Below are 23,971 nucleotides of genomic sequence, written 5' to 3'. Positions count from 1 at the left end.
ATGCTTTCAGTGTATGAAAAAGTGAATGCCCTAGACAAAAGGGCGCTTGAAGAATGGCTTTTAAGCGAAGACATTTTAATGGAAAACGCCGCTATGGCTTTAGAAAGGGCGGTTTTACAAAACGCTTCTTTAGGCGCTAAAGTCATTATCCTTTGTGGGAGTGGGGATAACGGAGGCGATGGCTATGCGTTAGCCAGGCGTTTAATGGGGCGTTTTAAAACGCTAGTTTTTGAAATGAAATTAGCCAAAAGCCCCATGTGCCAATTGCAAAAAGAAAGGGCCAAAAAAGTGGGGGTAGTCATCAAAACATGGGAAGACAATCATAAAGATTTAGAATGCGATGTGTTAATAGATTGCGTGGTAGGGAGCGCTTTTAAGGGCGAATTAGAGCCGTTTTTAGACTTTGAAAGCCTTTCTCAAAAAGCACGCTTTAAAATCGCTTGCGACATTCCTAGCGGGATAGATTCTCAAGGGAGGGTGGATAAGAGGGCGTTTAAGGCGGACATGACTATCAGCATGGGCGCTATCAAATCATGCTTATTAAGCGATAGGGCTAAAGACTATATAGGGGAATTGAAAGTGGGGCATTTAGGGGTTTTTAATCAAACCTATGAGATCCCAACAGGCACTTTTTTACTGGAAAAAAGCGATTTGAAACTGCCCTTAAGGGATAAAAAAAACGCTCATAAAGGCGATTACGGGCATGCGCATGTTCTTTTGGGTAAGCATAGCGGGGCGGGGTTATTGAGCGCATTAAGCGCATTAAGTTTTGGATCTGGAGTGGTGAGCGTTCAAGCGTTAGAATGCGAGATAACTTCTAATAACAAGCCTTTAGAATTGGTTTTTTGTGAAAATTTCCCTAAAAAGCTCAGTGCGTTCGCTCTTGGCATGGGGTTAGAAAATATTCCAAAGGATTTTAACAAGTGGCTTGGATTAGCCCCATGCGTTTTAGATGCGGGCGTTTTTTATCATAAAGAGGTGTTACAAGCCTTAGAAAAAGAAGCCGTTTTAACCCCTCACCCTAAAGAGTTTTTATCGTTGTTAAAATTAGTGGGGATCAATATAAGCATGCTAGAATTATTAGACAATAAACTAGAAATCGCAAGGGATTTTTCTCAAAAATACCCTAAGGTGGTTTTGCTTTTAAAAGGGGCTAATACCCTAATCGCTCATCAAGGGCGAACTTTTATCAACACTTTAGGGAGCGTGGCTTTGGCTAAAGCTGGGAGTGGCGATGTGTTAGCGGGGCTTATTTTAAGCTTGCTTTCTCAAAACTACACGCCTTTAGACGCCGCTATTAACGCAAGCCTAGCACACGCACTAGCGAGTTTAGAATTTAAGAATAATTACGCTTTAACGCCCCTAGATTTGATAGAAAAGATCAAACGATTATAAAAGGATAAAAATGGATCATTTAAAGCATTTGCAGCAATTGCAAAACATTGAAAGGATCGTGCTTTCAGGCATTGTGTTGGCCAATCATAAGATTGAAGAGGTTCATAGCGTTTTAGAGCCTAGCGATTTTTACTACCCGCCTAACGGCTTGTTTTTTGAAATCGCTTTAAAACTGCATGAAGAAGATTGCCCCATTGATGAGAATTTTATCCGCCAAAAAATGCCTAAAGACAAGCAAATCAAAGAAGAAGATTTAGTCGCTATTTTTGCGGCAAGCCCTATAGATAATATTGAAGCCTATGTGGAAGAGATTAAAAACGCTTCCATTAAACGAAAACTTTTTGGCTTGGCTAACACCATTAGAGAGCAAGCCCTAGAAAGCGCGCAAAAATCCAGCGATATTTTAGGCACTGTGGAGCGAGAAGTCTATGCGTTATTGAATGGCAGCACCATAGAGGGCTTTAGGAGCATTAAAGAAGTGCTTGAAAGCGCAATGGATCTTATTACAGAAAACCAAAGAAAGGGGAGTTTGGAAGTTACTGGCATACCGACTGGTTTTGTCCAGTTGGATAATTATACGAGCGGTTTTAATAAGGGGAGTTTAATCATTATAGGGGCAAGGCCGTCTATGGGTAAAACCAGTTTGATGATGAACATGGTCTTAAGCGCGCTCAATGACGATAGGGGGGTAGCGGTTTTTAGTTTAGAAATGTCTGCGGAGCAACTCGCTTTAAGGGCGTTATCGGATCTCACTTCTATTAACATGCATGATTTAGAAAGCGGGAGGCTTGATGATGATCAATGGGAAAATTTAGCCAAATGCTACGATCACCTTTCTTGCAAAAAACTCTTTTTCTACGATAAAAGTTATGTGAGGATAGAGCAGATCCGCTTGCAACTGCGAAAGCTTAAATCCCAACACAAGGAATTAGGCATCGCTTTTATTGACTATTTGCAGCTCATGTCAGGGAGTAAAGCCACTAAAGAACGCCATGAACAGATCGCTGAAATTTCAAGGGAGCTTAAAACTTTAGCCAGAGAGTTAGAAATCCCTATCATAGCACTAGTGCAACTCAACCGCAGCCTAGAAAATAGGGACGATAAACGACCTATTCTTTCGGATATTAAAGACAGCGGAGGGATTGAACAAGACGCTGATATTGTTTTATTTTTATACAGAGGCTATATCTATCAAATGAGGGCTGAAGACAACAAAATAGACAAACTCAAAAAAGAAGGCAAAATTGAAGAGGCGCAAGAGTTGCACCTAAAAGTTAATGAAGAAAGGCGTATCCACAAGCAAAATGGCAGTATTGAAGAGGCTGAAATCATTGTGGCTAAAAACAGGAATGGGGCTACAGGAACGGTTTATACGCGCTTTAACGCTCCTTTCACGCGCTATGAAGACATGCCCATAGATTCCCATTTAGAAGAAAACCAAGAAACTAAAGTGGATTATGATATAGTTACAACTTGAAAGACAAAACTTTTCAGGGGGCGTTTGAACTTCTTACAACCCCCAAAGAATACTTATTGTGTGGGGTGTTTTTAAGCCTTTTGTTGGCGATCAATCTTTATTTAGAATACTTGAATTACCAAAAGCTTGATTTTTCAAAACCTACAAGCTTGAACGCTCAAATCTTGTTGCAATACCCCAAAACTAAAGATCAAAAAACCTATTTTGTTTTAAAGCTCCAATCAAAGGGCATGATCTTTTATTCCACCATTAAAGAGCCTTTAAAAAACCTCCAATACCGCCACGCGCAATTTTTTGGCAGGATCAAATCTTGCTCGTTCTTAGAGTCTCTAAAATCATGCTTTTTTCAAACTTACTCTTTTTCTTTAACGCGAAAACACAATTTCAAATCGCATTTGCGCCATTTCATTGATAGCGTTCATTCCAACGCTTTAGTGGGTAATTTGTATCGCGCGTTATTTATAGGGGATAGCTTGAATAAAGACTTAAGAGACAGGGCTAACGCGCTAGGGATCAACCACTTACTAGCCATTAGCGGATTCCATTTAGGGATTTTGAGCGTTAGTGTGTATTTTCTTTTCTCTCTTTTTTATACCCCCTTACAAAAACGCTATTTCCCTTATAGGAACGCTTTTTATGATATAGGGGTTTTGGTGTGGGTTTTTTTGCTAGGGTATTTATTGCTATTAGATTTTTTGCCCTCTTTTTTCAGGGCGTTTTTAATGGGCTTACTAGGGTTTTTGGCATGCTTTTTTGGGGTAAGGATCTTAAGTTTTAAACTTTTGATTTTAGCGTGCTGTATCGCCATAGCTTTACTCCCTAAATTGCTTTTTAGCGTGGGGTTTTTGCTTTCTGTTTGTGGGGTGTGGTATATCTTTTTGTTTTTAAAACACACTCAAATTTTTTTTAAAACCTCTTCTTTTTTAAGGCGATCTTTTCAAGTCATAAGCTTAAGCGCGCTGGTGTTTTTGAACATGCTTATTATTGCGCATGCTTTTTTCCCTATGTTTTCGCCCTACCAGCTCTTTAGCATTCCTTTAGGCTTGATTTTTATCGTGTTTTTCCCTTTGAGCTTGTTCTTGCATGCGGTGGGTTTGGGGTCTTTGTTGGATCGCATTTTAAACATGCCTTTAGCAATCCCTACGATTTCAATCCCTTCGCCTTTATGGCTTTTGGGGACGCATTTATTTTTAACGATTTTAAGCGTGCGTTTTTTTAAAGTTTATTTAAGCATGAATGTTTTAAGCGCGGGCTTTTTCTTGTATTGTTGCTATCAATATATTATAATGCCTAGCTTAATTGTAGGTTAGAAAAGTCATTTTTAGGGATCAAATAATTGCTTAAAAAAATCACGCATCAAATCAAAGCTTTAAGCGAGTTGGTCGCTTTGGAGCATACGATATTTTCTAGCATGTTTTTACTCATGGCTATGGTCATAAGCTCCTATCAAAAAAATCAAACGCTCTTTTTTGGCTTAGAAACCTTAATCCTTTGTTTTTTAGCCTTATTAGGGGCAAGAAACTTCGCTATGGGGTTTAACCGCTTGGTGGATAGAGATATTGATAAGGATAACCCAAGGACCAAAAACCGCCCGAGCGTGGATGGCAGGATCAGCGTTAAAGGCATGGTGGTTTTTAGCGCTTTAAACGCTCTTTTATTCGTGGTGGTGAGCTATTTCATTAACCCTTTAGCTTTCAAGCTTTCGTTACCTTTTTTAATCATTTTAGGGGGGTATTCGTATTTTAAGCGCTTTTCTTCTTTGGCGCATTTCATCGTGGGTTTGGCTTTGGGTTTGGCCCCCATTGCAGGAAGCGTGGCGGTTTTGGGGGATATTCCTTTATGGAATGTCTTTTTGGCTTTAGGGGTGATGCTATGGGTGGCTGGGTTTGATTTGCTCTATTCTTTACAAGATATGGAGTTTGATAAAGAAAGGGGCTTGTTTTCCATTCCTAGTCAATTAGGGGAAAAATGGTGCTTGAATCTCTCAAGGCTCTCACATTTTGTGGCGCTGATCTGCTGGCTTTTTTTTGTGAAATGCTATCATGGGGGGCTTTTTGCGTATTTAGGCTTAGGGGTTTCAGCCTTGATTTTACTCTATGAGCAGATCTTAGTGGCTAGAGATTACAAAAACATCCCTAAAGCCTTTTTTGTGAGTAATGGCTATTTGGGGGTGGTGTTTTTTATTTTTATTGTCCTTGATGTGGGGTTTAAGCATGCATGAGTTGGTTTTAAGATCCCAAGCTTTAGGGTTTGAAACGCGCTTAGTCCAATGCGATTTATCGTTTTCTTATGAAAGGTTTATCTCTAAAACCAAACGCTCTTTAGCGGTATTAGAAGAATTTGATTGGTTAAATTCTGGCTTTGATTTTTCACGCTTGAATGTTGAAAATGATACTTTGGAATTGCTCAAAGCGCTGTATTTTAAATTAGAAAAATTAGAGAGCCTGCTTTTAAAAGAAAATTTACTTGAATTGGAGCAAAAGGATCGCATCACCGCTTTAGGGCATGGACTCATTTGCTTAAAAAAACAAAGCCTGATAGCGCCTCAAACTTACTATGGGCGTTGCGTGTTAGAGGGGAAAATCCTAGCCTTTTTTGGCGTGGCTAGGGATAAGAGCGTTTTAGAAATCACGCGCATGCACGCCTTAGACATCAAGCGTTATGATTCTTTCATTGTCCATAGCGAAAGAAAAGGCTTGAAATTATGAACGGGAGCGGTAATGTTATCTTCTAATGATTTGTTTATGGTCGTTTTAGGGGCGATTTTATTGGTGTTGGTGTGTTTGGTGGGGTATTTGTATCTTAAAGAAAAAGAGTTCTACCATAAAATGAGGCGTTTAGAAAAAACCTTAGACGAATCCTATCAAGAAAATTATATTTATTCTAAGCGTTTGAAAGAATTAGAGGGGCGTTTGGAAGGCCTTTCTTTAGAAAAAAGCGCTAAAGAAGATAGCTCATTAAAAACGACCCTTTCACACCTTTATAACCAGTTGCAAGAAATCCAAAAATCCATGGACAAAGAGCGCGATTATTTAGAAGAAAAAATCATTACTTTAGAAAACAAATTCAAAGACATGGGGCATTATGCCGCTAGCGATGAGATCAACGAAAAACAGGTTTTAAAAATGTATCAAGAGGGTTATAGCGTGGATTCTATTTCTAAAGAGTTTAAAGTGAGTAAGGGCGAGGTGGAATTTATACTGAACATGGCAGGGTTAAAATGGTAGCTTTAAGCAACGCTCTTTCAAGGGTTTTTGGCTTTTTGGCTGGCTATGAATTCCCTTCTTTTATCCAAAAAAGCATCAACGCCCTTTACGTTAAGATCTTTAAAATTGATTTGAGCGAGTTTGAGCCTTTGGAAAATTATAAGAGTTTGAACGCCCTTTTCACGCGCTCTTTGAAAAAAGAACGCTCTTTTGACAAAGCCCCTAATATTTGCATTGCGCCTTGCGATGCTTTAATCACGGAGTGCGCTTTTTTAGACAATGATACCGCTTTACAAATTAAAGGCATGCCCTATAAGGCGCATGAATTGGTGGGCGAAATCAACCCCTTAAGCCCCTCTTTTTTCTATGTGAATTTTTACCTTTCGCCCAAAGATTACCACCACTACCACGCCCCTTGCGATTTAGAAATTTTAGAGGCTCGTTATTTTGCGGGGAAATTACTACCAGTCAATAAGCCCTCGCTTTACAAAAACAACAATCTGTTTGTGGGCAATGAAAGGGTGGCGCTTGTTGCAAAAGACATTCAAGGCAATCAATTGTATTTTGTAGCGGTGGGAGCGTTAAATGTGGGTAAAATGCGTTTTAATTTTGATAAGAATATCCAAACTAACGCTAAAGTCCGTTTCATGCAAACCTATTCTTACAACCCCCCCATTAAGGTCAAAAAGGGGGATAACTTAGGGAATTTTGAAATGGGCTCTACTATCGTTTTATTCATTCAAAACACCGCTTTTAAAGATTTGAGAGAAAAAAGCGTGAAGTTTGGGGAAAATATAGGGGAATTTCATGCCAACTGATAACGATTTAAAAACTTCTATTGTGGAATTATTGCGCGATTTGGACGCGCTTTTAGTGGCTCACTTTTATCAAAAAGATGAGATTGTAGAGTTAGCCCACCACACAGGCGATAGCTTGGAATTAGCTAAAATCGCAAGCCAGAGCGATAAAAATCTCATCGTGTTTTGCGGGGTGCATTTCATGGGTGAGAGCGTGAAAGCCCTAGCCTTTAACAAACAAGTGATCATGCCCAAACTCTCATGCTGCTCTATGGCAAGAATGATAGACAGCCATTACTACGATAAAAGCGTCCATTTATTGAAAGAATACGGCGTTAAAGAATTTTACCCTATCACTTATATCAATTCTAACGCTGAAGTGAAAGCCAAAGTCGCCAAAGATAACGGCGTAGTCTGCACCAGCAGGAACGCTTCTAAGATCTTCAATCACGCCTTAAAACAAAATAAAAAAATCTTTTTTTTACCGGATAAATGCTTGGGGGAAAATCTGGCCCTAGAAAATGGCTTAAAAAGCGCGATTTTAGGCGTAAACAGCCCAGAAGAAATCAAAAACGCTGATGTGGTTTGTTACAACGGTTTTTGTTCGGTGCATCAGCTTTTCAAATTAGAAGACATTGAATTTTACCGCCAAAAATACCCGGATATTTTAATCGCTGTCCATCCAGAGTGCGAACCTAGCGTAGTTCAAAATGCTGATTTTAGCGGATCAACGAGTCAGATCATAGAATTTGTAGAAAAGCTAAGCCCCGATCAAAAAGTCGCCATAGGCACTGAAAGCCATTTAGTCAACCGCTTGAAAGCTAAGCGTAACCATCAAAACACTTTCATTCTTTCTAGCACGCTCGCCTTTTGCCCTACCATGAACGAAACGACTTTAAAGGATTTGTTTGAAGTCTTAAAAGCCTATAAAAACCACAGGGCTTATAATGTGATTGAATTAAAAGATGAGGTGGCGCGTTTGGCCAAACTCGCTTTAACTAAAATGATGGAGTTGTCCTAATGGAGATAAAAACCTTTTTAGAATGCGCTTTAAAAGAAGATTTAGGGCATGGGGATTTGTTTGAAAGGGTGTTAGAAAAGGATTTTAAAGCCACGGCTTTTGTTAGGGCTAAACAAGAGGGCGTGTTTTCAGGCGAAAAATACGCTTTAGAGTTGCTTCAAATGACCGGCATTGAATGCGCTCAAAACATTAAAGATAAAGAACGCTTCAAGCCTAAAGACACTTTAATGGAGATTAGGGGGGATTTTAGCATGCTTTTAAAGATTGAGCGCACCCTTTTAAATCTGTTGCAACACAGCAGCGGGATCGCCACTTTAACGAGCCGTTTTGTAGAAGCTTTAAATTCTCACAAGGTGCGCTTGTTAGACACACGAAAAACCAGACCCCTTTTAAGGATTTTTGAAAAATATTCCGTGCTTAATGGGGGAGCGAGCAACCACCGCTTAGGGCTAGATGACGCTTTAATGCTTAAAGACACGCATTTAAAGCATGTGAAAGACTTAAAAAGTTTTTTAACGCACGCCAGAAAAAACTTGCCTTTCACGGCTAAAATTGAAATTGAATGCGAAAGCTTTGAAGAGGCTAAAAACGCTATGAATGCGGGAGCGGATATTGTGATGTGCGATAACATGAGCGTTGGAGAGACAAAAGAAATTGCCACTTACAGAGATGCGCATCACCCCTTTGTCTTGTTAGAAGCGAGCGGGAACATTTCACTAGAGAGCATCAACGCTTACGCCAAAAGCGGCGTAGATGCCATTAGCGTGGGGGCTTTAATCCATCAAGCCACTTTTATTGACATGCACATGAAAATGGCTTGAAAAGTTTGAAAAGGAGTTGTTAGCATGTTAAAAGAGTATTTAGAAGGCATTAAAGACCTGACGCCTGAAAAGAACGAACTCACGCACCGCCTTTTTTTGCATAACCTACTTGATGGTTTAAAAAAGAATTTCAACAAAGAATTTAAGATTGAGCATGAGCCTAAAAAAGACAAACAAGGAGGTCAGCCTGATTTTCGCGTTTCTTTTCAAGGGCTTAATATTGGCTATGTGGAAAACAAAAGAGCAGGGACTAAACTTGACGAACTTTTAAAAAGCGATCAAGTTCTTAAATATTTAGAGCTAAACCCTAATCTCATGCTCACCGATTACCTTAATTTCGTGTGGGTAGGGAAAGATGAAAATAACGAGCCTTGGATTAAAAATAAAATCTCTATCGCCAGCCTTGATGAACCCTCTAAACCCCTAAAACCCACACCACAAACTGAGCGCGATCTCATTGAATTTTTTAGAGGCTTTTTCAACTATGAAGCAGCGCCTATCACTAACGCCAAAGATTTTGCAACGCATTTAAGTGCACCCACCAAGTATTTAAAAGACGCTCTAATTGCATACCAAAAAAACGAGCAAGTTTCTAGCATTTTTAAAAATTTTAAGGAATATTAAAGCCAAATAGGGCTTATTCTCTATTCAGTTAGAACAAAGCTAGAGATTAAACATTAAGATAGCCTTAAAATGCTTGTGTTAAAATGGCTGGAGTAGCAGAATGAAAGGTTAGCCAATCATGGATTTTTTAAAAGAAAACTTGAATACGATCATAGAGGGGGATTGTTTGGAGAAATTAAAAGATTTTCCTGACAAAAGCATTGATTTTATCTTTGCTGACCCCCCTTATTTTATGCAAACAGAGGGGGAATTGAAGCGCTTTGAAGGCACAAAATTTCAAGGCGTTGAGGATCATTGGGATAAATTTGGCTCTTTTAAAGAATACGATACTTTTTGTTTGGGTTGGTTAAAAGAATGCCAAAGGATTTTAAAAGATAATGGCAGTATTTGTGTGATAGGGAGTTTTCAAAATATTTTTAGAATTGGTTTTCATTTGCAAAATTTAGGGTTTTGGATACTCAATGATATTATTTGGCACAAGAGCAATCCGGTGCCTAATTTTGCTGGCAAGAGATTATGCAACGCCCATGAAACGCTTCTTTGGTGCGCTAAACACAAAAATAGTAAAGTTACTTTTAACTATAAAACAATGAAGTATCTTAATAATGATAAACAAGAAAAATCAGTTTGGCAAATCCCTATTTGTATCGGTAACGAAAGGCTAAAAGACGCGCAAGGCAAAAAAGTGCATTCCACGCAAAAACCAGAAGCGCTTTTAAAAAAAATTATTTTGAGCGCAACTAAACCTAAAGATATTGTTTTAGATCCCTTTTTTGGCACAGGCACAACAGGGGCTGTGGCTAAATCTATGAACAGGCATTTTATTGGCATTGAAAAAGATTCTTTTTATATCAAAGAAGCGGCAAAACGCCTTAATAACACTATGGATAAAAGCGATTTTATCACTAATTTAAATTTAGAAACTAAACCTCCAAAAATTCCTATGAGTCTTTTAATTTCCAAACAATTGCTCAAAATTGGGGATTTTTTATACTCACCTAACAAAGAAAGGATTTGTCAAGTTTTAGAAAACGGACAAGTGAGAGATAATGAAAATTATGAAACTTCTATTCACAAAATGAGCGCTAAATATTTGAATAAAACCAACCATAATGGCTGGAAATTTTTCCATGCGTATTATCAAAATCAATTTTTATTGTTAGATGAACTGCGTTATATTTGCCAAAAGGAATTTTAATGGATTATCAAACCTTTAACGAGATTTTTAATCGTTTTGTTTTTGGAACATCTAAAGCGAAATTACTTGAAAATATTGCTGAAAATCCTGAACGCTATTTGGGGATTTTTAGACCTACTAAACCTAAAACAAAGTTATTACAAAATTTACTAACTTCTCATGAGATTAAATTTGGCGATGCGTTTGAATGCTTAATAGAGCAGTATTTAAAAGAACATAACTTTTTACCTTTGTCTAAAAAAATTCCCTTTTATAATAAAGATAAAGAAAAAATGGAATCTTTAGAATTAGATCAATTTGCTGAAAAAGATAACGCATATTATTTTATAGAGCAAAAAATGCGAGATGACCATGATAGCGCTAAAAAGAGAGGGCAAATAGATAATTTTGAAAGAAAACTAGAGGTTTTAATCCATCATTATGGCGAAAACATTCAAGGCTATTTTTACTTTATAGATGAGAGTTTGAATAAAAACCAAAATTATTATAAAGAAGAATTGCAAAAATTATCCGTTGATTATGGCGTGCCTTTGAGCTTGTGTTATGGTAAGGAATTGTTTGAAGATCTTAATATCCCCCAAGTTTGGGATGAAATTTTAAACCATTTAGCGCGATGGCGTGAAACTTTACCCGATTTACCCAGTTTGAATTTTGATGAAAATCCTTTAGAGAGCTTTAAAGAAATCAAAGATTTAACGCCAAGCGTTTATAGAAAGCTTTTGGACAATGATGAGATTTTTAATCTTGTGTTAATTTTATTCCCAGAACAAAAAGTTTTAAAAATGTTAGCAGAATACTTTAGACAACAAAATAAAACGATTTATCAGCAATTAGCGTCAAAGTTAGCAGAAAGGTTATTGCTAACTCAAAATCATTAAAAAACTCTCTTACAACAAACCAGAACAACGCCTTTATATCAACCATAGCGCTTATTTTAAGGGGGTGAGTGAGGAAATTAATAATTATATGATAGGGGGGTATGGCGTTTTAGACAAGTATTTAAAAAGCCATAAAAACGAGCCTTGCGACTTTGATCGTGTAAGCAACATCATTAAAGTCATTGCGCGCACGATTGAAATCCAAAAAACGCTTGGATTTTTAACGAGCGATTTGCCCCATTTAAAAGGGAATGACAGCAAAGCCTTAATGCAAGAAATCTTGCAAAATCCACCCCCCCCCCCCCATTTAATGCCAATATCGCCCTTATCCTATCGCGCCAAGCCAAAGCCATCGGAGATTTTGACTTTGATGCCGCATTCATCAGCAAAGAAGCGAGCGACAACAATATCTATCGCAGAGGCGGAGGATCAGCCTTCCCTTTATTCTGTATTACCTAATCTCGCTCTCATTTGCGATAGAGGCTCTAAAGTAAGCCCCATTTCTAATGTTTTTGTAACGGGCATGCTTTGCGATTTGCATTTGAACGGATCGGGGAGTTACGCGTTTTTGTTGTATCGTTTAACATAGCAAAAACCACTCATAAATCAACCATTTACTCCATTTAAAAGAGTGTGAGTTTAGGTATAAGGAAAACTTGTATCAGGTTTATGGGAATGGATATTAGAAAGTGGTAGGGTTATGATCGTCCATATTTGCCTGATTTATCTATTAAAGTCAAAAGTCCAAGCGTCTTCGTTGAAAAATAAAGCCTTTTTAAGAGTTTGAATTTGAAAAGAGTTTATATAATCGCTCAGTAAAAAGCAGATTTTTATGTTTTTTACAATCTAAAACTGAAAGTTATTCTCTAAAAACTTGTAACGCAATCAAACTCGTTCAAAATAGGTTGTTTCTTTGGTATTAGATGGCACATATTCTTTCAAGAGATGGGGTGCAAAACGTTTAATGGCGCTAATAATATCTTGCGGATTCACAGAATCCACTGGCGGGTGCGGCATAGTCATGGCTTTGAACATCCAGTTACTAGACCTAGAAATTATTTTTTGAAAATCCCTTGGATAGATCATGTGGATATTAGGGCCAACTTTCTTTGGGTAGGGGTGGAATCTTGGACTTGAGAGACCCGAAGAGACTATGAACGCATGAGGGATTTTCAAACAAGCGCTCAAATGCGTGATGGAAGACTCATTGCCCATCGCAAAACTAGCGTTCTTTAAAAGATGGAGGTATTCTATCAAACCGGTTTGATTGACTAAAGAAATGGCATTTTTGTGGCGTTTTAGAATGGAATGGGCAAGCTTTTCATCTTTTTTAGAGTTCCCGCAAAGAACGAGTTGGTAGTCAGGATTTAAAAAATAGATCATCTCATCAAAGCGCTTATACACTCTAAAATCATCGCTAGCTCCGAGATTCAACACGCCATAAGGTGGTTTTAGAATATTCTTAAACTTTTCACATTCAAAAGCGATGGGGAGTTTTAATTCAAGTCCAACAAACCCTATATCCACGCCTTTAAAATGCTTAAAAAAAGACTGAAAAAAATCTTGATTTGAATCATAGAGAAATTGCGGCACTTCTTTAGGATAGAATAAATGCGTGTAAAAGCTTTTTCTAATTTCCCCTCTCTTTCTATAATCAGTCCTAAAGAAAGATTCTATTGGGTGGGTGCAAAAAACCCCCACTTTATTTTCGGCAATCAAGTGCTTTATAATAGCGTCTTCTTTAGTTGAAAAATAAAACATAGAACTATTAATGCATATCTCATAGCTTTCTTTTCTCAAATGAGAAACATCTTCGTAGCGTTTTCTCATGAACTTTGGGAGAAAAAATAACAATTCTTTTAATTTTGAAAGGCGTGAGCCATTAGCGCCAATCCGCAAGTATTTTTCCCAGTAAATGTTATTTAAAAAGATAAACTTATCTATATATTGGGAATCGCAATGGATTGCCATATCCTTGATAGTAGCGTTTCCAATAAAGGTGGTTTCATAATCTTCAAAATATTTTTTAAAAAGAGGTAAAAAATTGCGATAGAGTATATAATCTCCAATAATGTCCAAGCGGATAAAACATAAGGTTTTTTTACGAATGGGTGGAGAAGCAGGCTTTGTAAGAGTGAGCAATCTGTCTAGTTGGTTTTGGATGCGAATAAGGCTATCTTTTTGAAAGGAATAACGACTGTTAAAGAACCTTCTAATAACAGGAATCTTTTGAATAAGAGGAATTTTTGCAATGGTTGTAACCATCAAAACGAAAGCTATATAAGGGTAATAATAGAGATAAGATAATTTTGATTTTAAAAACAAAGAGAGTAAAGATTTCAAAAATAGCTCCTATTTTTTAGCGTTCAATAATGTAAAATCCACGCAAACATTAAATAAACAAAGGTATGATTATAGCAAAAAGTCTCTTATCAAAGCTACATCTTGCGGTAATTGATAAAACCCACAATCTTTTCACCCTCTCTTTCAATGTCAATCAAACCCATATCGTTTGAGCCATTAGGCGGGGTGATGCCTAAAAAACGCTCATTAAAAGGCCGCCATCTGGCAATGGAGGCGCTGAGTTCGTTAGGATAAAACCCAATAGAGGGGTTTTGACTCACTTAATGAAGCCATTAATCATTGTTTTTAGCCTTAGCTCTGTGCCTAAATCTGTGGTGCTGGTGTATCAAAGTTTTAAATTTATGTTATACTACAAGATAAAATTTTTGTTTGGGATTAATATTTTGAAACTACTATTACCTATTGCAATACTACTATTGCCTATTGCAATACTACTATTACCTATTGTGCTGTTATACGCTTATTTTAACCGAAAGACTTCTGATTGGTCTCTTAGGCTCTTTGAAATGACGCAACGCCTGATTGACAAGCTGCTTTCTATCGCTCCCATTAAACGCCAAAACGCCACAGAAAAAGCCTTGTGTATTGTGAGACTAGATGTGGTGGGCGATTATATTTTAACGCGCAATTTTTTTGCCCCCTTCAAAGAGCATTACAAAGATTATAAGATTGTTTTTATTGGCAATTCAATCATCAAAGATTTGAGTGTGGTTGCCGATAGCCCTTATGTTGATGAATTTATTTTCTTAGATCATTCCATTTGGAATCAATATAATGGATACATTCACAGCAGGCAACATGCCTTTAGATTTCTGCGTTATTTGCTCAAATTTTTCATCAAGCGCTACAATGAATTGTTGATGCTTAAAAAAACGCATTACGAGATTGCCATTAGCCCCATTTTGCCTTGGGGCGATATTTTAAGAGATGATATAGTGATGAAATATTTAGACGCTTCTTTTAAAGTTAGCGTAAGGCATGAACCTTTTGTGGATAGGGGCCATCATAGTGTCTATGTTAGCGACGGGAAAATCAGTCATTTTTACACCCATCTTTTCAATATCCCTAAGGTGAGCAAATTCTTATTTGAATTCCATCAGGATTTATTTTCTGCTTTTTTCAAAACTTTTAAAGGAGTGGATTTAGCTCCTGTGCCTTTTGGTATGGAATTGCCACCATCTTCTGTTCTTAAAGAAAGTTCGCAAAATTTACTCAATGGTTTGAGTTCTCGCTATGGCGTGTTGAATTTGGGATCAAGCGATTTTTTTAGGTGTTATAGGTATTTTAATAGGATTGTGCGTTATTTGAATGAAGATATTCAGCTAGTGATTTGTGGGACGACGCCCACAGAAGCAAAAGAAGCTGCTAAATTGGTAAAAGCTCATAAAAACGCCATATCGTTAGTAGGGAAAACTAGCTTATTGGAATACGCCTATATCATTAAGGGCGCTGAATTTGCATTAGGGAATGAATCTAGTATCGCTCATTTTGCAGCGGCTCTTAAAGTGCCTTACATTTTTATCTTAAGCAATGGCAGTTCTTATGCAACCTTTCACCCTTATCCTAGAACGCTTTGCACCACCTATCATGTGATTTATCCCACCGAATTTGCAAATCTTAGAGAATCAAAGAAAATTTGGGAACAACGAGATGTGAATACGATAAAACCTAGCGCCGTGATAGCAAGCATCAAAGAGCACGCCCCGCATTTATTAAAAGAGAACACTCCTGATGATATTGATAAAGATTACTTCATAGAAGAAGTGTGAAGCAGTCCAAACAACGCCATCTATTATTCTAACGCCGTTTTCCATTCTTGCTTTTAGGGTGGCTAACTAGATAAGGGGTGTAAATAGAGATTGTAATTATGCAATTAGGTCTGTTCCAAATAAAATTGCGCTTCGTTCGTTTTCATTATAACGCTCCTTAAAAAACATGAGAAAGATTATAACGATGATTACCTTATTAGAAGTTTAGCATGCATGTTATAGAGCGCTAATCTCTAATCTGTGCATCAAGCAAACTTGATGTTTGGATTTTTCTCGCACACAAAAGATAGATCAGGATACCAATTTTATTTTTCAGCAATAATGATTTCATAACCATTTTTCTTAGCAAATGTTTTAAACTTAGGGAAAAGTTGGATTTCAAGAATTTTTGAAATAATTTTAGTATCTGGTGAAATTGTATAAATATTTTTATCTATATTAATAAATCCTTTAATTTTCCAATCTCCCAACTGAGTTGTAACATGGCCAGTTAATTCTGTTGCAAAAACCTTAAGTTTTTCAATAAAATTTTGTTTGACTGACTCCATAACTACCCTTCAAACACTCAATTGCCACCAAATATATCTAACTGATTATAACACGAAAATTATCGCTTTTAGTGTTGTAAAAATTTGCTTCTCCTTACCAAATGAGCACTTCTTTTAAGGCTTTTAAAATCTCTTCACAGCTTTCTAATGCATAAACTTTTATTACCCCACCTCCATTAAATTCTTTAGCCGCACCGCTTTTAAAACCGCCAATAACCTTTTTAAGACGAGACAAAATCACGCTCTCAAAATGCTCCCCCATTTAATACCAATATCGCCCTTATCTTATCGCGCCAAGCCAAAGCCATCGGAGATTTTGACTTTGATGCCGCATTTATCAGCAAAGAAGCAAGCGACAACAATATCTATCGCAGAGGCGGAGGATTGGCTTTCCCTTTATTCTGTATTACCTAATCTCGCTCTCATTTGCGATAGAGGCTCTAAAGTAAGCCCCATTTCTAATGTTTTTGTAACGAACATGCTTTGCGATTTGCATGTGAATGGATCGGGGAGTTATGCGTTTTTGTTGTATCGTTTAGGCTCAAAATGAGTGAATGAATGGGCATGTTATCTAAATTTTAGATAGAATAAACGCAAAAAATTGAATAAAACCTTAAAGGTGATTCTTTCTAATCTCAAAAATGGGTGGTGCTATTAACAATGACAAAACGACTTTTTAAAGGGTTGTTAGCGGTTTCTCTTGCTGTGAGTTTGCATGGTGGTGAAGTTAAGGAAAAAAAGCCGGTCAAGCCGGTTAAAGAAAATCCGCAAGAATTAGCGGCTAAAAGGGTGGAAGCGTTCAGTCGTTTCACTAATGTGGTTACAGAAATTGAAAAAAAATATGTGGATAAAATCACTATTTCTGAGATCATGACTAAAGCGATTGAAGGCTTGCTCTCTAATTTGGACGCGCATTCAGCGTATTTGAATGAAAAGAAGTTTAAGGAATTTCAAGCCCAAACCGAGGGCGAATTTGGGGGGCTTGGGATCACGGTGGGCATGCGCGATGGGGTTTTGACCGTTATTGCTCCCTTAGAAGGCACTCCCGCTTACAAGGCTGGGATTAAGTCAGGCGATAACATTCTAAAAATCAATAACGAAAGCACGCTGAGCATGAGCATTGATGATGCGATCAATCTCATGCGCGGCAAGCCAAAGACCCCTATTCAGATCACTGTTGTGAGAAAAAACGAGCCAAAACCTTTAGTGTTTAACATCATTAGAGACATCATTAAACTCCCCTCTGTCTATGTGAAAAAGATTAAAGAAACCCCTTATCTGTATGTGAGAGTGAGTGGTTTTGACAAGAATGTTACCAAATCGGTTTTAGACGGCTTAAAAGCTAACCCTAAGGCTAAAGGGATCGTGTTGGATTTAAGAGGCAATCCTGGAGGGTTATTAAACCAAGCGGTGGGCTTGTCTAACCTCTTCATTAAAGAGGGGGTTTTAGTCTCTCAAAAAGGCAAAAACAAAGAAGAAAATTTAGAATACAAGGCTAACGGCAGAGCCCCTTATACCAATTTGCCTATTGCGGTGTTAGTCAATGGCGGTTCAGCGAGCGCAAGCGAGATCGTCGCAGGAGCACTGCAAGATCACAAACGAGCCGTGATTATCGGTGAAAAAACCTTTGGTAAGGGAAGCGTGCAGATGCTGCTCCCTGTCAATAAAGACGAAGCCATTAAAATCACGACCGCACGCTACTATTTGCCGAGCGGGCGCACCATTCAAGCTAAGGGGATCACGCCTGATATTGTGATTTATCCGGGTAAAGCGCCAGAAAATGAAAATAAGTTCAGCTTGAAAGAAGCGGATCTAAAACACCATTTAGAGCAAGAGCTTAAAAAGATTGATGACAAAACCCCTAATTCCAAAGAGGCGGATAAAGACAAGAAAAATGAAGAGGAAAAAGAGGTTACTCCTAAAATGATCAACGATGATATTCAGCTAAAAACCGCTATTGACAGCTTGAAAACCTGGTCTATCGTGGATGAGAAAATGGATGAAAAAGCGCCTAAGAAGAAATAAAAACTCATGGGGTTTTTATTTGAAAAATCGTTAATGAGTTTTTGCACCCACTCAATCAAAATCCTTAAAACCATCAGTTTGATTTTAAGCTTTTGGGTAAGCTTTTTGGTTGCTGAAAACACTCACGATCCAGAAGAAATCAAGGCTAAAGTGGCTTATGTGAAAATCCCCCAATTAGAAGATTTGGAAAACAACCCGGTTTATATCGGTCAAATTATAGGCGTAACTTATGATTTATTGCTGTTTGACGCTGAGTTTTTGGAAGCCAAAATCAAAGACGGGTTGGATAAAACCCAAATTGAGCTTTTAAACAAGATGCCTAAATGGAAAAAGGTGGAAAAAGAGCTTTTCAGAGCGACTTATTATTACAAGATTAAGGGCATAAAAGCGAGTATTCCGTCCTTAGAAGTGAGCGCGTTTTCCAATAAAGACAAATACATCGATCATTCCATAGCCCCAAAAGTTACTTTACAAGTAACGGATTTGTCCAAAAACCCTCGTTACGCGAATGTCATGGCTAAAGATTTACAAGTTGTGCAATACAAAACCAAAGATTATGACGATAAAAACAATATTTTGGTGATGGAAATAGCGTTCAAAGAAGCCACTTGGGAAGATTTCCACATCAAAGAAGCGATCAAGCAAGGGTTTGATAACGCCTCTTTAAACCAGATCAAGGCTAAAGAAGGGAGCGTTTTTTATTATTGCGTGTTGCCTAAAACCCTTCAAAACCTTTCTTTTGATTATTTTTCGCTTTCAAATAAGCAATTTAAAACCTTATCTTTTTCAACCATTCCCACTCAAGACACTACCGGTATTCAAAGCGATCTCATCCCTAAAAACAATTTTTTAGTTTTTTCTAATGTGGCGCTGCTCGCTTTGTGCGTGTTTTTCTTGGTGTTGTTTTTCATTTTTGGGCGCAAACTCATTTTTTTAGGGCTTGGGATTTTGTGCTTAGGGTTTGTTTTGTATCACCTTTTATTCACGCAAAAATCAGCCCTATTGCTCGCTCATAAAAAAATCCGCATTCTGCCCACGCAAAATTCCACCATTTTAGGGCTTTCTAAAAATGAAATGCCGATTAAAATCTTAGGCTCGCATGATGATTATTATAAAATCCTAACGCCGCATGAACAAATAGGATGGGTCAAAAAAGATGAAGTCAAATAAAAAATCCAATCATTTAAGAGCGATTTATAGAGCTTTAGTGATCGCTATAGGACTAGCTGTTATCATTGTTTTCAATTATTTTAACCGCAAAAACAATAACGCCCGCTCCAGCCGTAGGGCTTGTTCGTGCTTTTTTTCTCTTACCGGGGTTACTTTAGAAAAAATAGGCGCTTTTGATACGGACGCTAAACTCATTGTCTTAAACCACCAAAGCTTACTAGACATCATTTATTTAGAAGCCTACCACCCTAGCAATATTTGCTGGATCGCTAAAAAAGAGCTGGGCGAAATCCCCTTTTATGGGCATGCCTTAACGGATACGGGAATGATTTTGATTGACAGAGAGGATAAAAAGGGGATTGTGAGCCTTTTGAAAGCGTGTAAAGAAAAGCTAGACCAAAACCGCCCTTTAGTGATTTTCCCTGAAGGCACTAGAGGCAAAGGAGGAGAAAAATTCCTCCCTTTCAAGCAAGGGGCTAAAATCATCGCCGAAAAATTCCAGCTCAAAATCCAGCCCATGGTGTTAATCAATTCCATTAAAATCTTTAATTCTAAGCCCCTAGAAGCCTATAAAGCCCGCACCCGTTTAGTCATGCTAGAAAGCTATACGCCTGATTTTAACTCGCCCACCTGGTATGAAGAATTACAAGAACGCATGCAAAAAGAGTATTTAAAACACTACCATGAATTAAACGCATGAAGCTTTTTGACTACGCTCCTTTGAGTTTGGCTTGGCGGGAGTTTTTGCAAAGCGAATTTAAAAAGCCTTATTTTTTAGAAATAGAAAAACGCTACTTAGAAGCCCTAAAAAGCCCTAAAACCATTTTCCCTAAAAGCTCTAATCTGTTTTATGCGCTCAATCTAACGCCCCCTAGCGCGGTTAAAATCATCCTTTTAGGGCAAGACCCCTACCATTCCACCTACCTAGAAAATGAGCAAGAATTGCCGGTGGCGATGGGCTTAAGCTTTAGCGTGGAAAAAAACGCCCCCATCCCCCCAAGCTTAAAAAACATTTTTAAAGAATTGCATGCGAATTTAGGCGTGCCTGTGCCTTGTTGTGGGGATTTGAGTGCATGGGCTAAAAGGGGCATGCTGTTATTGAACGCCATTTTAAGTGTGGAAAAAAACCAAGCCGCTTCGCACAAATATATTGGCTGGGAAGCTTTTAGCGATCAAATACTGATGTGCCTTTTTAAAACGACCGCTCCTTTAATCGTGGTGTTATTAGGGAAAGTCGCCCAAAAAAAGATCGCGCTAATCCCCAAAAACAAGCACATCATCATCACAGCCCCTCACCCTAGCCCCTTATCTAGGGGGTTTTTAGGGAGTGGGGTTTTTACAAGCGTTCAAAAAGCTTATAGAGAGGTTTATCATAAGGATTTTGATTTTAGCTTATGATTGATGCTTAATAAGACAGAACCCCTTAAGAATGTCTTTATTTAAGAGCATTTGTGATAAAATGGTGGTTTTTAAATAAAGGGAAAACATGCCAATTAGAATCGCTATCAATGGGACTGGGCGCATCGGTTTGTGCACTATAAGAGTCGCTAGTCAAAGAAAAGATATAGAAATTACCGCTATCAATTCTACCGCTGAATTAGAAACTCTTTTGCATTTGATCCGCCATGACAGCGTGCATGGGCATTTTGAAGCCAAATTAAACGCCAATAGAACCCTAAATATCGGGCATAGTAAAAATATTTTAGTGTTGAGCGAGCGAGATATTAACAAGCTTGATTTTTCTGTCGCTAATGCAGAAATCATCTTAGAATGCACCGGGAAATTCAATTCCTTAGAGGCTTCAAGTGCTCATCTTAAAAACAGCGTGAAAAAAGTCATCATCTCCGCTCCCGCGCAAAATACGCCCACCTTTGTCTATGGAGTGAATCACACCCATTACCATAATGAAAGCGTGATTTCTAACGCCTCTTGCACGACTAACGCTACCGCTCCTTTATTAAAAATCTTAGATGAAGCCTTTAAAGTAGAAAACGCGCTTTTAACCACCATTCACAGCTACACTAACGATCAAAACCTCTTAGACACCAAGCACAAAGACATCCGCCGCGCTAGAGCGGCTGGTTTAAACCTTATCCCCACAAGCACCGGCGTGAGTAAAGCCATTTCGTTAGTCTTACCGCATTTAGGCCCTAAGATCACAGGCCTTGCGATTAGAGTGCCTACCCCTAATGTGAGCTTGGTGGATTTGTCTTTAAGCTTTAAAAAATCCGTGAGTAAAGCGAGCGTTCAGCATGCACTTAAAGACGCCAGTAAGCATGCCTTTAAAGGGGTTGTGGGTATTGATGAAGAAAGGCTTGTTTCAAGCGATTTTATTTCTTCGCCTTTTAGCGCGATCGTGATTGATGATCAAATCATGACAATAGGCGAAAAAAATGCTAAAGTATTGGCATGGTATGATAATGAGATGGGTTATAGCGAGCGCTTGATAGACATGGCGCAATATATAGCGCAAAATTAAAAGAAAGGATTTTTCATGTTAGCTAAAATGTCGTTTATGCAAAATGTTAAAAACATTCAAGAAGTGGATGTCAATCATAAAAAAGTGCTTATTAGAGTGGATTTTAATGTGCCTTTAGATGAAAATTTGAATATTACTGATGACACGCGCATTAGAGAGAGTTTGCCTACCATTCAATATTGCATTGACAATAAGGCTAAAGATATTATTTTAGTGAGCCACTTGGGTCGCCCTAAAGGGGTTGAAGAAAAATTGAGCTTAAAGCCCTTTTTAAAACGCCTTGAAAGACTCTTAAATCATGAAGTGATTTTTTCTCAAAATATCGCGCAACTCAAGCAAGCCTTAAACGAAAACGCGCCCACAAGGATTTTTCTTTTAGAAAACATCCGCTTTTTAAAAGGCGAAGAAGAAAATGATGAAAACCTGGCTAAAGATTTAGCGAGCTTGTGCGATGTGTTTGTGAATGACGCTTTTGGCACGAGCCACAGAAAGCATGCCAGCACTTACGGCACGGCCAAATTCGCCCCTATCAAAGTGAGCGGATTTTTACTCAAAAAAGAAATTGATTCGTTTTATCAAGCGTTCAACCACCCTTTACGCCCTTTATTGTTGATTGTGGGGGGGGCTAAGGTCAGCTCCAAACTCACTTTATTAAAAAACATTTTAGATCTCATTGACAAGCTCATCATTGCCGGGGCGATGAGCAACACCTTCTTAAAAGCTTTAGGCTATGATGTGCAAGATTCTTCTGTAGAAGACGCTCTAATCAATGACGCCCTAGAGTTATTGCAAAGCGCGAAAGAAAAAAAAGTCAAAGTCTATTTGCCCATAGACGCTGTTACCACTGATGATATTCTTAACCCCAAACACATCAAAATTTCACCCGTCCAAGACATTGAGCCTAAGCACAAGATCGCTGACATAGGGCCTGCGAGCTTGAAATTATTTTCTGAAGTCATAGAGAGCGCGCCCACGATCCTATGGAATGGCCCCTTAGGCGTGCATGAAAAGCAAGAATTTGCCAGAGGCACAACCTTTTTAGCCCACAAAATCGCTAACACTTACGCTTTCTCGCTCATTGGTGGGGGCGATACCATTGACGCGATCAACCGCGCGGGTGAAAAGGATAACATGAGTTTTATTTCTACCGGTGGGGGGGCGAGTTTGGAATTGTTAGAGGGCAAAATTTTACCTTGTTTTGAGGTTTTGGATAAACGCCATTAACTCTAAGGATCGCTTATGGTGAACGTGTTTTTCAAACAGCAAAAATTTGTCATTAAAAAACGCTTTAATGATTTTAATGGTTTTGATATAGAAGAAAATGAAGTGTTGTGGTTTGAATTAATCAACCCTACGCCCAATGAATTAGCCACTCTAAGCCAAGAATACGCTATCCACTACAACACAGACCATTCCCAACGAGTCTCATCAGTTACCAAATATTGGGAAGACAGCTCCAGCGTTACGATCAACGCCTTTTTCACTAATCAGGATGAAAATGAGACTTTCCACACGGAAATGGCGACCTTTATTTTGTCTAATAACATTCTTTTCACGATTTATTATGGGACTTTAGAAATCTTTGATTCTATCCAAAAAAAGGTTTTGGCTAGCCCTAAAAAATTTGAAGACGGGTTTGATATTCTAACCAAAATCTTTGAAGTGTATTTTGAAAAAGGGGTAGAATGTCTAGAGTGGATCAACAAACAAACGACCTTGTTGCGTAAAAACATCATTTTCAAAGAAACTTCTACGCATGATGATATTTTAGTGCGCTTGTCCAATTTGCAAGAATTTAATGTGGCTTTAAGGGATTCTTTTTTTGACAAACGGCGCATTATTACCGCTTTATTAAGGAGCAATAAAGTGGATAGCGATACTAAAAATAATTTAAATATCATTTTAACCGATTTTAGCTCTTTAGTGGAGTCTACAACGGTCAATCTCAACTCGCTTGATAACATCCAAAACCTGTTCGCTTCTCAAGTCAATGTGGAGCAAAATAAAATCATCAAGCTCTTCACGGTGGCGACTATGGCGATGATGCCTCCCACTTTGATTGGCACGATTTATGGCATGAACTTTAAATTCATGCCGGAGTTAGAATGGCAATACGGGTATCTTTTCGCGCTGATTATCATGGCGATTTCTACGATTTTGCCTGTGATTTATTTTAAAAAGAAAGGCTGGTTGTAGCCT

General features: G+C 38.2%; 24 protein-coding genes and 2 pseudogenes. 22 read left to right on the top strand and 4 right to left on the bottom strand.

The features are described 5' to 3' along the window. The 13 genes and pseudogenes from QU01_RS03185 to QU01_RS03125 all read left to right on the top strand — a co-directional run. Positions 1-1,395, top strand: coding sequence for a bifunctional ADP-dependent NAD(P)H-hydrate dehydratase/NAD(P)H-hydrate epimerase (locus tag QU01_RS03185; protein ID WP_033761930.1), 1,395 nt, complete (start codon positions 1-3; stop codon positions 1,393-1,395). 10 nt (positions 1,396-1,405) lie between these two features. Beyond that, on the top strand, positions 1,406-2,872 hold the full coding sequence (locus tag QU01_RS03180) for a replicative DNA helicase (protein WP_033761932.1): 1,467 nt from the start codon (positions 1,406-1,408) through the stop codon (positions 2,870-2,872). After that, positions 2,869-4,182 (top strand): ComEC/Rec2 family competence protein, encoded by a 1,314-nt coding sequence (locus QU01_RS03175; RefSeq protein ID WP_033761933.1) that lies wholly within the window; start codon positions 2,869-2,871, stop codon positions 4,180-4,182. Before QU01_RS03180 ends, QU01_RS03175 begins: the two co-directional genes overlap by 4 nt. Positions 4,183-4,208: 26 nt before the next feature. Then, complete coding sequence (mqnP, locus tag QU01_RS03170; RefSeq protein ID WP_033761941.1) at positions 4,209-5,093, top strand: menaquinone biosynthesis prenyltransferase MqnP; 885 nt, start codon at positions 4,209-4,211, stop codon at positions 5,091-5,093. Beyond that, positions 5,086-5,580 (top strand): hypothetical protein, encoded by a 495-nt coding sequence (locus QU01_RS03165; RefSeq protein WP_033761943.1) that lies wholly within the window; start codon positions 5,086-5,088, stop codon positions 5,578-5,580. Before mqnP ends, QU01_RS03165 begins: the two co-directional genes overlap by 8 nt. Before the next feature lie 12 nt (positions 5,581-5,592). Then, the gene (locus QU01_RS03160) at positions 5,593-6,099 is read left to right on the top strand and encodes a DUF6115 domain-containing protein (RefSeq protein WP_000953090.1); all 507 of its coding nucleotides are present in this window, start codon (positions 5,593-5,595) and stop codon (positions 6,097-6,099) included. After that, positions 6,093-6,896 carry a phosphatidylserine decarboxylase gene (locus QU01_RS03155; RefSeq protein ID WP_033761945.1) on the top strand — a complete coding sequence of 268 codons (804 nt, stop codon included), beginning with the start codon at positions 6,093-6,095 and terminating at the stop codon, positions 6,894-6,896. The genes QU01_RS03160 and QU01_RS03155 overlap by 7 nt, the downstream gene beginning before the upstream one ends. Beyond that, positions 6,886-7,896 carry a quinolinate synthase NadA gene (nadA, locus tag QU01_RS03150; protein ID WP_033761946.1) on the top strand — a complete coding sequence of 337 codons (1,011 nt, stop codon included), beginning with the start codon at positions 6,886-6,888 and terminating at the stop codon, positions 7,894-7,896. Before QU01_RS03155 ends, nadA begins: the two co-directional genes overlap by 11 nt. Next, complete coding sequence (gene nadC, locus QU01_RS03145) at positions 7,896-8,717, top strand: carboxylating nicotinate-nucleotide diphosphorylase (protein ID WP_033761948.1); 822 nt, start codon at positions 7,896-7,898, stop codon at positions 8,715-8,717. Before nadA ends, nadC begins: the two co-directional genes overlap by 1 nt. Before the next feature lie 24 nt (positions 8,718-8,741). Continuing rightward, positions 8,742-9,338: pseudogene (locus QU01_RS03140) on the top strand (DNA methyltransferase); the annotation flags it as partial. A gap of 121 nt (positions 9,339-9,459) precedes the next feature. Beyond that, positions 9,460-10,539 carry a DNA-methyltransferase gene (locus QU01_RS03135; RefSeq protein ID WP_033761950.1) on the top strand — a complete coding sequence of 360 codons (1,080 nt, stop codon included), beginning with the start codon at positions 9,460-9,462 and terminating at the stop codon, positions 10,537-10,539. Beyond that, a complete protein-coding gene (locus QU01_RS03130; RefSeq protein ID WP_033761952.1) occupies positions 10,539-11,417 on the top strand; it encodes an HpyAIV family type II restriction enzyme in 879 nt (292 codons plus the stop codon). Before QU01_RS03135 ends, QU01_RS03130 begins: the two co-directional genes overlap by 1 nt. Then, a pseudogene (locus QU01_RS03125) lies at positions 11,410-12,006 on the top strand (type ISP restriction/modification enzyme); the annotation flags it as partial. The gene QU01_RS03130 and the pseudogene QU01_RS03125, both read left to right, overlap by 8 nt. 296 nt (positions 12,007-12,302) lie before the next feature. On the opposite strand, the gene QU01_RS03120 reads toward QU01_RS03125, so the two are convergent. Together QU01_RS03120 and QU01_RS03115 are read right to left on the bottom strand one after the other, a co-directional pair. Continuing rightward, positions 12,303-13,760: a glycosyltransferase family 9 protein gene (locus tag QU01_RS03120; protein WP_033761954.1), complete on the bottom strand. Its 1,458-nt coding sequence runs from the start codon at positions 13,758-13,760 to the stop codon at positions 12,303-12,305. Between the two features lie 95 nt (positions 13,761-13,855). Continuing rightward, the gene (locus QU01_RS03115) at positions 13,856-14,041 is read right to left on the bottom strand and encodes a hypothetical protein (RefSeq protein WP_033761955.1); all 186 of its coding nucleotides are present in this window, start codon (positions 14,039-14,041) and stop codon (positions 13,856-13,858) included. A gap of 246 nt (positions 14,042-14,287) precedes the next feature. On the opposite strand from QU01_RS03115, the gene QU01_RS03110 reads away from it, so the two are divergent. After that, on the top strand, positions 14,288-15,550 hold the full coding sequence (locus tag QU01_RS03110; protein WP_195742651.1) for a glycosyltransferase family 9 protein: 1,263 nt from the start codon (positions 14,288-14,290) through the stop codon (positions 15,548-15,550). A gap of 305 nt (positions 15,551-15,855) precedes the next feature. Here QU01_RS03110 and QU01_RS03105 read toward each other — a convergent pair whose 3' ends face one another. Both QU01_RS03105 and QU01_RS03100 read right to left on the bottom strand, forming a co-directional pair. Next, positions 15,856-16,098 carry a type II restriction endonuclease gene (locus QU01_RS03105; RefSeq protein ID WP_000446581.1) on the bottom strand — a complete coding sequence of 81 codons (243 nt, stop codon included), beginning with the start codon at positions 16,096-16,098 and terminating at the stop codon, positions 15,856-15,858. 94 nt (positions 16,099-16,192) lie between these two features. Beyond that, positions 16,193-16,360, bottom strand: coding sequence for a hypothetical protein (locus QU01_RS03100; protein ID WP_033761958.1), 168 nt, complete (start codon positions 16,358-16,360; stop codon positions 16,193-16,195). A gap of 63 nt (positions 16,361-16,423) precedes the next feature. On the opposite strand from QU01_RS03100, the gene QU01_RS07980 reads away from it, so the two are divergent. The 8 genes from QU01_RS07980 to corA all read left to right on the top strand — a co-directional run bounded on the left by QU01_RS07980 (position 16,424) and on the right by corA (position 23,968). Further along, entirely contained in the window at positions 16,424-16,648 is a 225-nt protein-coding gene (locus tag QU01_RS07980; RefSeq protein WP_411326679.1) for a DNA methyltransferase, read from the top strand. Positions 16,649-16,758: 110 nt separating this feature from the next. Then, positions 16,759-18,123 (top strand): S41 family peptidase, encoded by a 1,365-nt coding sequence (locus tag QU01_RS03095; RefSeq protein WP_033761960.1) that lies wholly within the window; start codon positions 16,759-16,761, stop codon positions 18,121-18,123. A gap of 6 nt (positions 18,124-18,129) precedes the next feature. Continuing rightward, positions 18,130-19,293 carry an SH3 domain-containing protein gene (locus tag QU01_RS03090; RefSeq protein ID WP_033761962.1) on the top strand — a complete coding sequence of 388 codons (1,164 nt, stop codon included), beginning with the start codon at positions 18,130-18,132 and terminating at the stop codon, positions 19,291-19,293. Next, a complete protein-coding gene (locus QU01_RS03085; RefSeq protein WP_033761963.1) occupies positions 19,280-19,993 on the top strand; it encodes a 1-acyl-sn-glycerol-3-phosphate acyltransferase in 714 nt (237 codons plus the stop codon). The genes QU01_RS03090 and QU01_RS03085 overlap by 14 nt, the downstream gene beginning before the upstream one ends. Next, positions 19,990-20,691: a uracil-DNA glycosylase gene (gene ung / locus QU01_RS03080; protein WP_033761965.1), complete on the top strand. Its 702-nt coding sequence runs from the start codon at positions 19,990-19,992 to the stop codon at positions 20,689-20,691. Before QU01_RS03085 ends, ung begins: the two co-directional genes overlap by 4 nt. A gap of 88 nt (positions 20,692-20,779) precedes the next feature. Further along, a complete protein-coding gene (gene gap, locus QU01_RS03075; protein WP_033761967.1) occupies positions 20,780-21,772 on the top strand; it encodes a type I glyceraldehyde-3-phosphate dehydrogenase in 993 nt (330 codons plus the stop codon). A gap of 15 nt (positions 21,773-21,787) precedes the next feature. Further along, complete coding sequence (locus tag QU01_RS03070; RefSeq protein ID WP_033761969.1) at positions 21,788-22,996, top strand: phosphoglycerate kinase; 1,209 nt, start codon at positions 21,788-21,790, stop codon at positions 22,994-22,996. A 15-nt stretch (positions 22,997-23,011) separates the two neighbouring features. Continuing rightward, on the top strand, positions 23,012-23,968 hold the full coding sequence (gene corA, locus QU01_RS03065) for a magnesium/cobalt transporter CorA (RefSeq protein WP_015428515.1): 957 nt from the start codon (positions 23,012-23,014) through the stop codon (positions 23,966-23,968). Positions 23,969-23,971 lie beyond the last annotated feature (3 nt).

It is taken from the genome of Helicobacter pylori SA221C, from assembly GCF_000476855.1.
Lineage (GTDB): Bacteria > Campylobacterota > Campylobacteria > Campylobacterales > Helicobacteraceae > Helicobacter > Helicobacter pylori_DK.
This window is presented reverse-complemented; position numbering and strand designations above follow the sequence as displayed.

Excerpts from the sequence above, each read along its gene's own strand:
- QU01_RS03185 (WP_033761930.1), top strand. The coding sequence starts at position 1 with ATGCTTTCAGTGTATGAAAAAGTGAATGCCCTAGACAAAAGGGCGCTT.
- QU01_RS03180 (WP_033761932.1), top strand. The coding sequence starts at position 1,406 with ATGGATCATTTAAAGCATTTGCAGCAATTGCAAAACATTGAAAGGATC.
- QU01_RS03165 (WP_033761943.1), top strand. The coding sequence starts at position 5,086 with ATGCATGAGTTGGTTTTAAGATCCCAAGCTTTAGGGTTTGAAACGCGC.
- QU01_RS03160 (WP_000953090.1), top strand. The coding sequence starts at position 5,593 with ATGTTATCTTCTAATGATTTGTTTATGGTCGTTTTAGGGGCGATTTTA.
- QU01_RS03155 (WP_033761945.1), top strand. The coding sequence starts at position 6,093 with ATGGTAGCTTTAAGCAACGCTCTTTCAAGGGTTTTTGGCTTTTTGGCT.
- nadA (WP_033761946.1), top strand. The coding sequence starts at position 6,886 with ATGCCAACTGATAACGATTTAAAAACTTCTATTGTGGAATTATTGCGC.
- nadC (WP_033761948.1), top strand. The coding sequence starts at position 7,896 with ATGGAGATAAAAACCTTTTTAGAATGCGCTTTAAAAGAAGATTTAGGG.
- QU01_RS03135 (WP_033761950.1), top strand. The coding sequence starts at position 9,460 with ATGGATTTTTTAAAAGAAAACTTGAATACGATCATAGAGGGGGATTGT.
- QU01_RS03130 (WP_033761952.1), top strand. The coding sequence starts at position 10,539 with ATGGATTATCAAACCTTTAACGAGATTTTTAATCGTTTTGTTTTTGGA.
- QU01_RS03110 (WP_195742651.1), top strand. The coding sequence starts at position 14,288 with ATGACGCAACGCCTGATTGACAAGCTGCTTTCTATCGCTCCCATTAAA.
- QU01_RS03105 (WP_000446581.1), bottom strand. The coding sequence starts at position 16,098 with ATGGAGTCAGTCAAACAAAATTTTATTGAAAAACTTAAGGTTTTTGCA.
- QU01_RS03100 (WP_033761958.1), bottom strand. The coding sequence starts at position 16,360 with ATGGGGGAGCATTTTGAGAGCGTGATTTTGTCTCGTCTTAAAAAGGTT.
- QU01_RS07980 (WP_411326679.1), top strand. The coding sequence starts at position 16,424 with ATGCCGCATTTATCAGCAAAGAAGCAAGCGACAACAATATCTATCGCA.
- QU01_RS03095 (WP_033761960.1), top strand. The coding sequence starts at position 16,759 with ATGACAAAACGACTTTTTAAAGGGTTGTTAGCGGTTTCTCTTGCTGTG.
- QU01_RS03090 (WP_033761962.1), top strand. The coding sequence starts at position 18,130 with ATGGGGTTTTTATTTGAAAAATCGTTAATGAGTTTTTGCACCCACTCA.
- QU01_RS03085 (WP_033761963.1), top strand. The coding sequence starts at position 19,280 with ATGAAGTCAAATAAAAAATCCAATCATTTAAGAGCGATTTATAGAGCT.
- ung (WP_033761965.1), top strand. The coding sequence starts at position 19,990 with ATGAAGCTTTTTGACTACGCTCCTTTGAGTTTGGCTTGGCGGGAGTTT.
- gap (WP_033761967.1), top strand. The coding sequence starts at position 20,780 with ATGCCAATTAGAATCGCTATCAATGGGACTGGGCGCATCGGTTTGTGC.
- QU01_RS03070 (WP_033761969.1), top strand. The coding sequence starts at position 21,788 with ATGTTAGCTAAAATGTCGTTTATGCAAAATGTTAAAAACATTCAAGAA.
- corA (WP_015428515.1), top strand. The coding sequence starts at position 23,012 with ATGGTGAACGTGTTTTTCAAACAGCAAAAATTTGTCATTAAAAAACGC.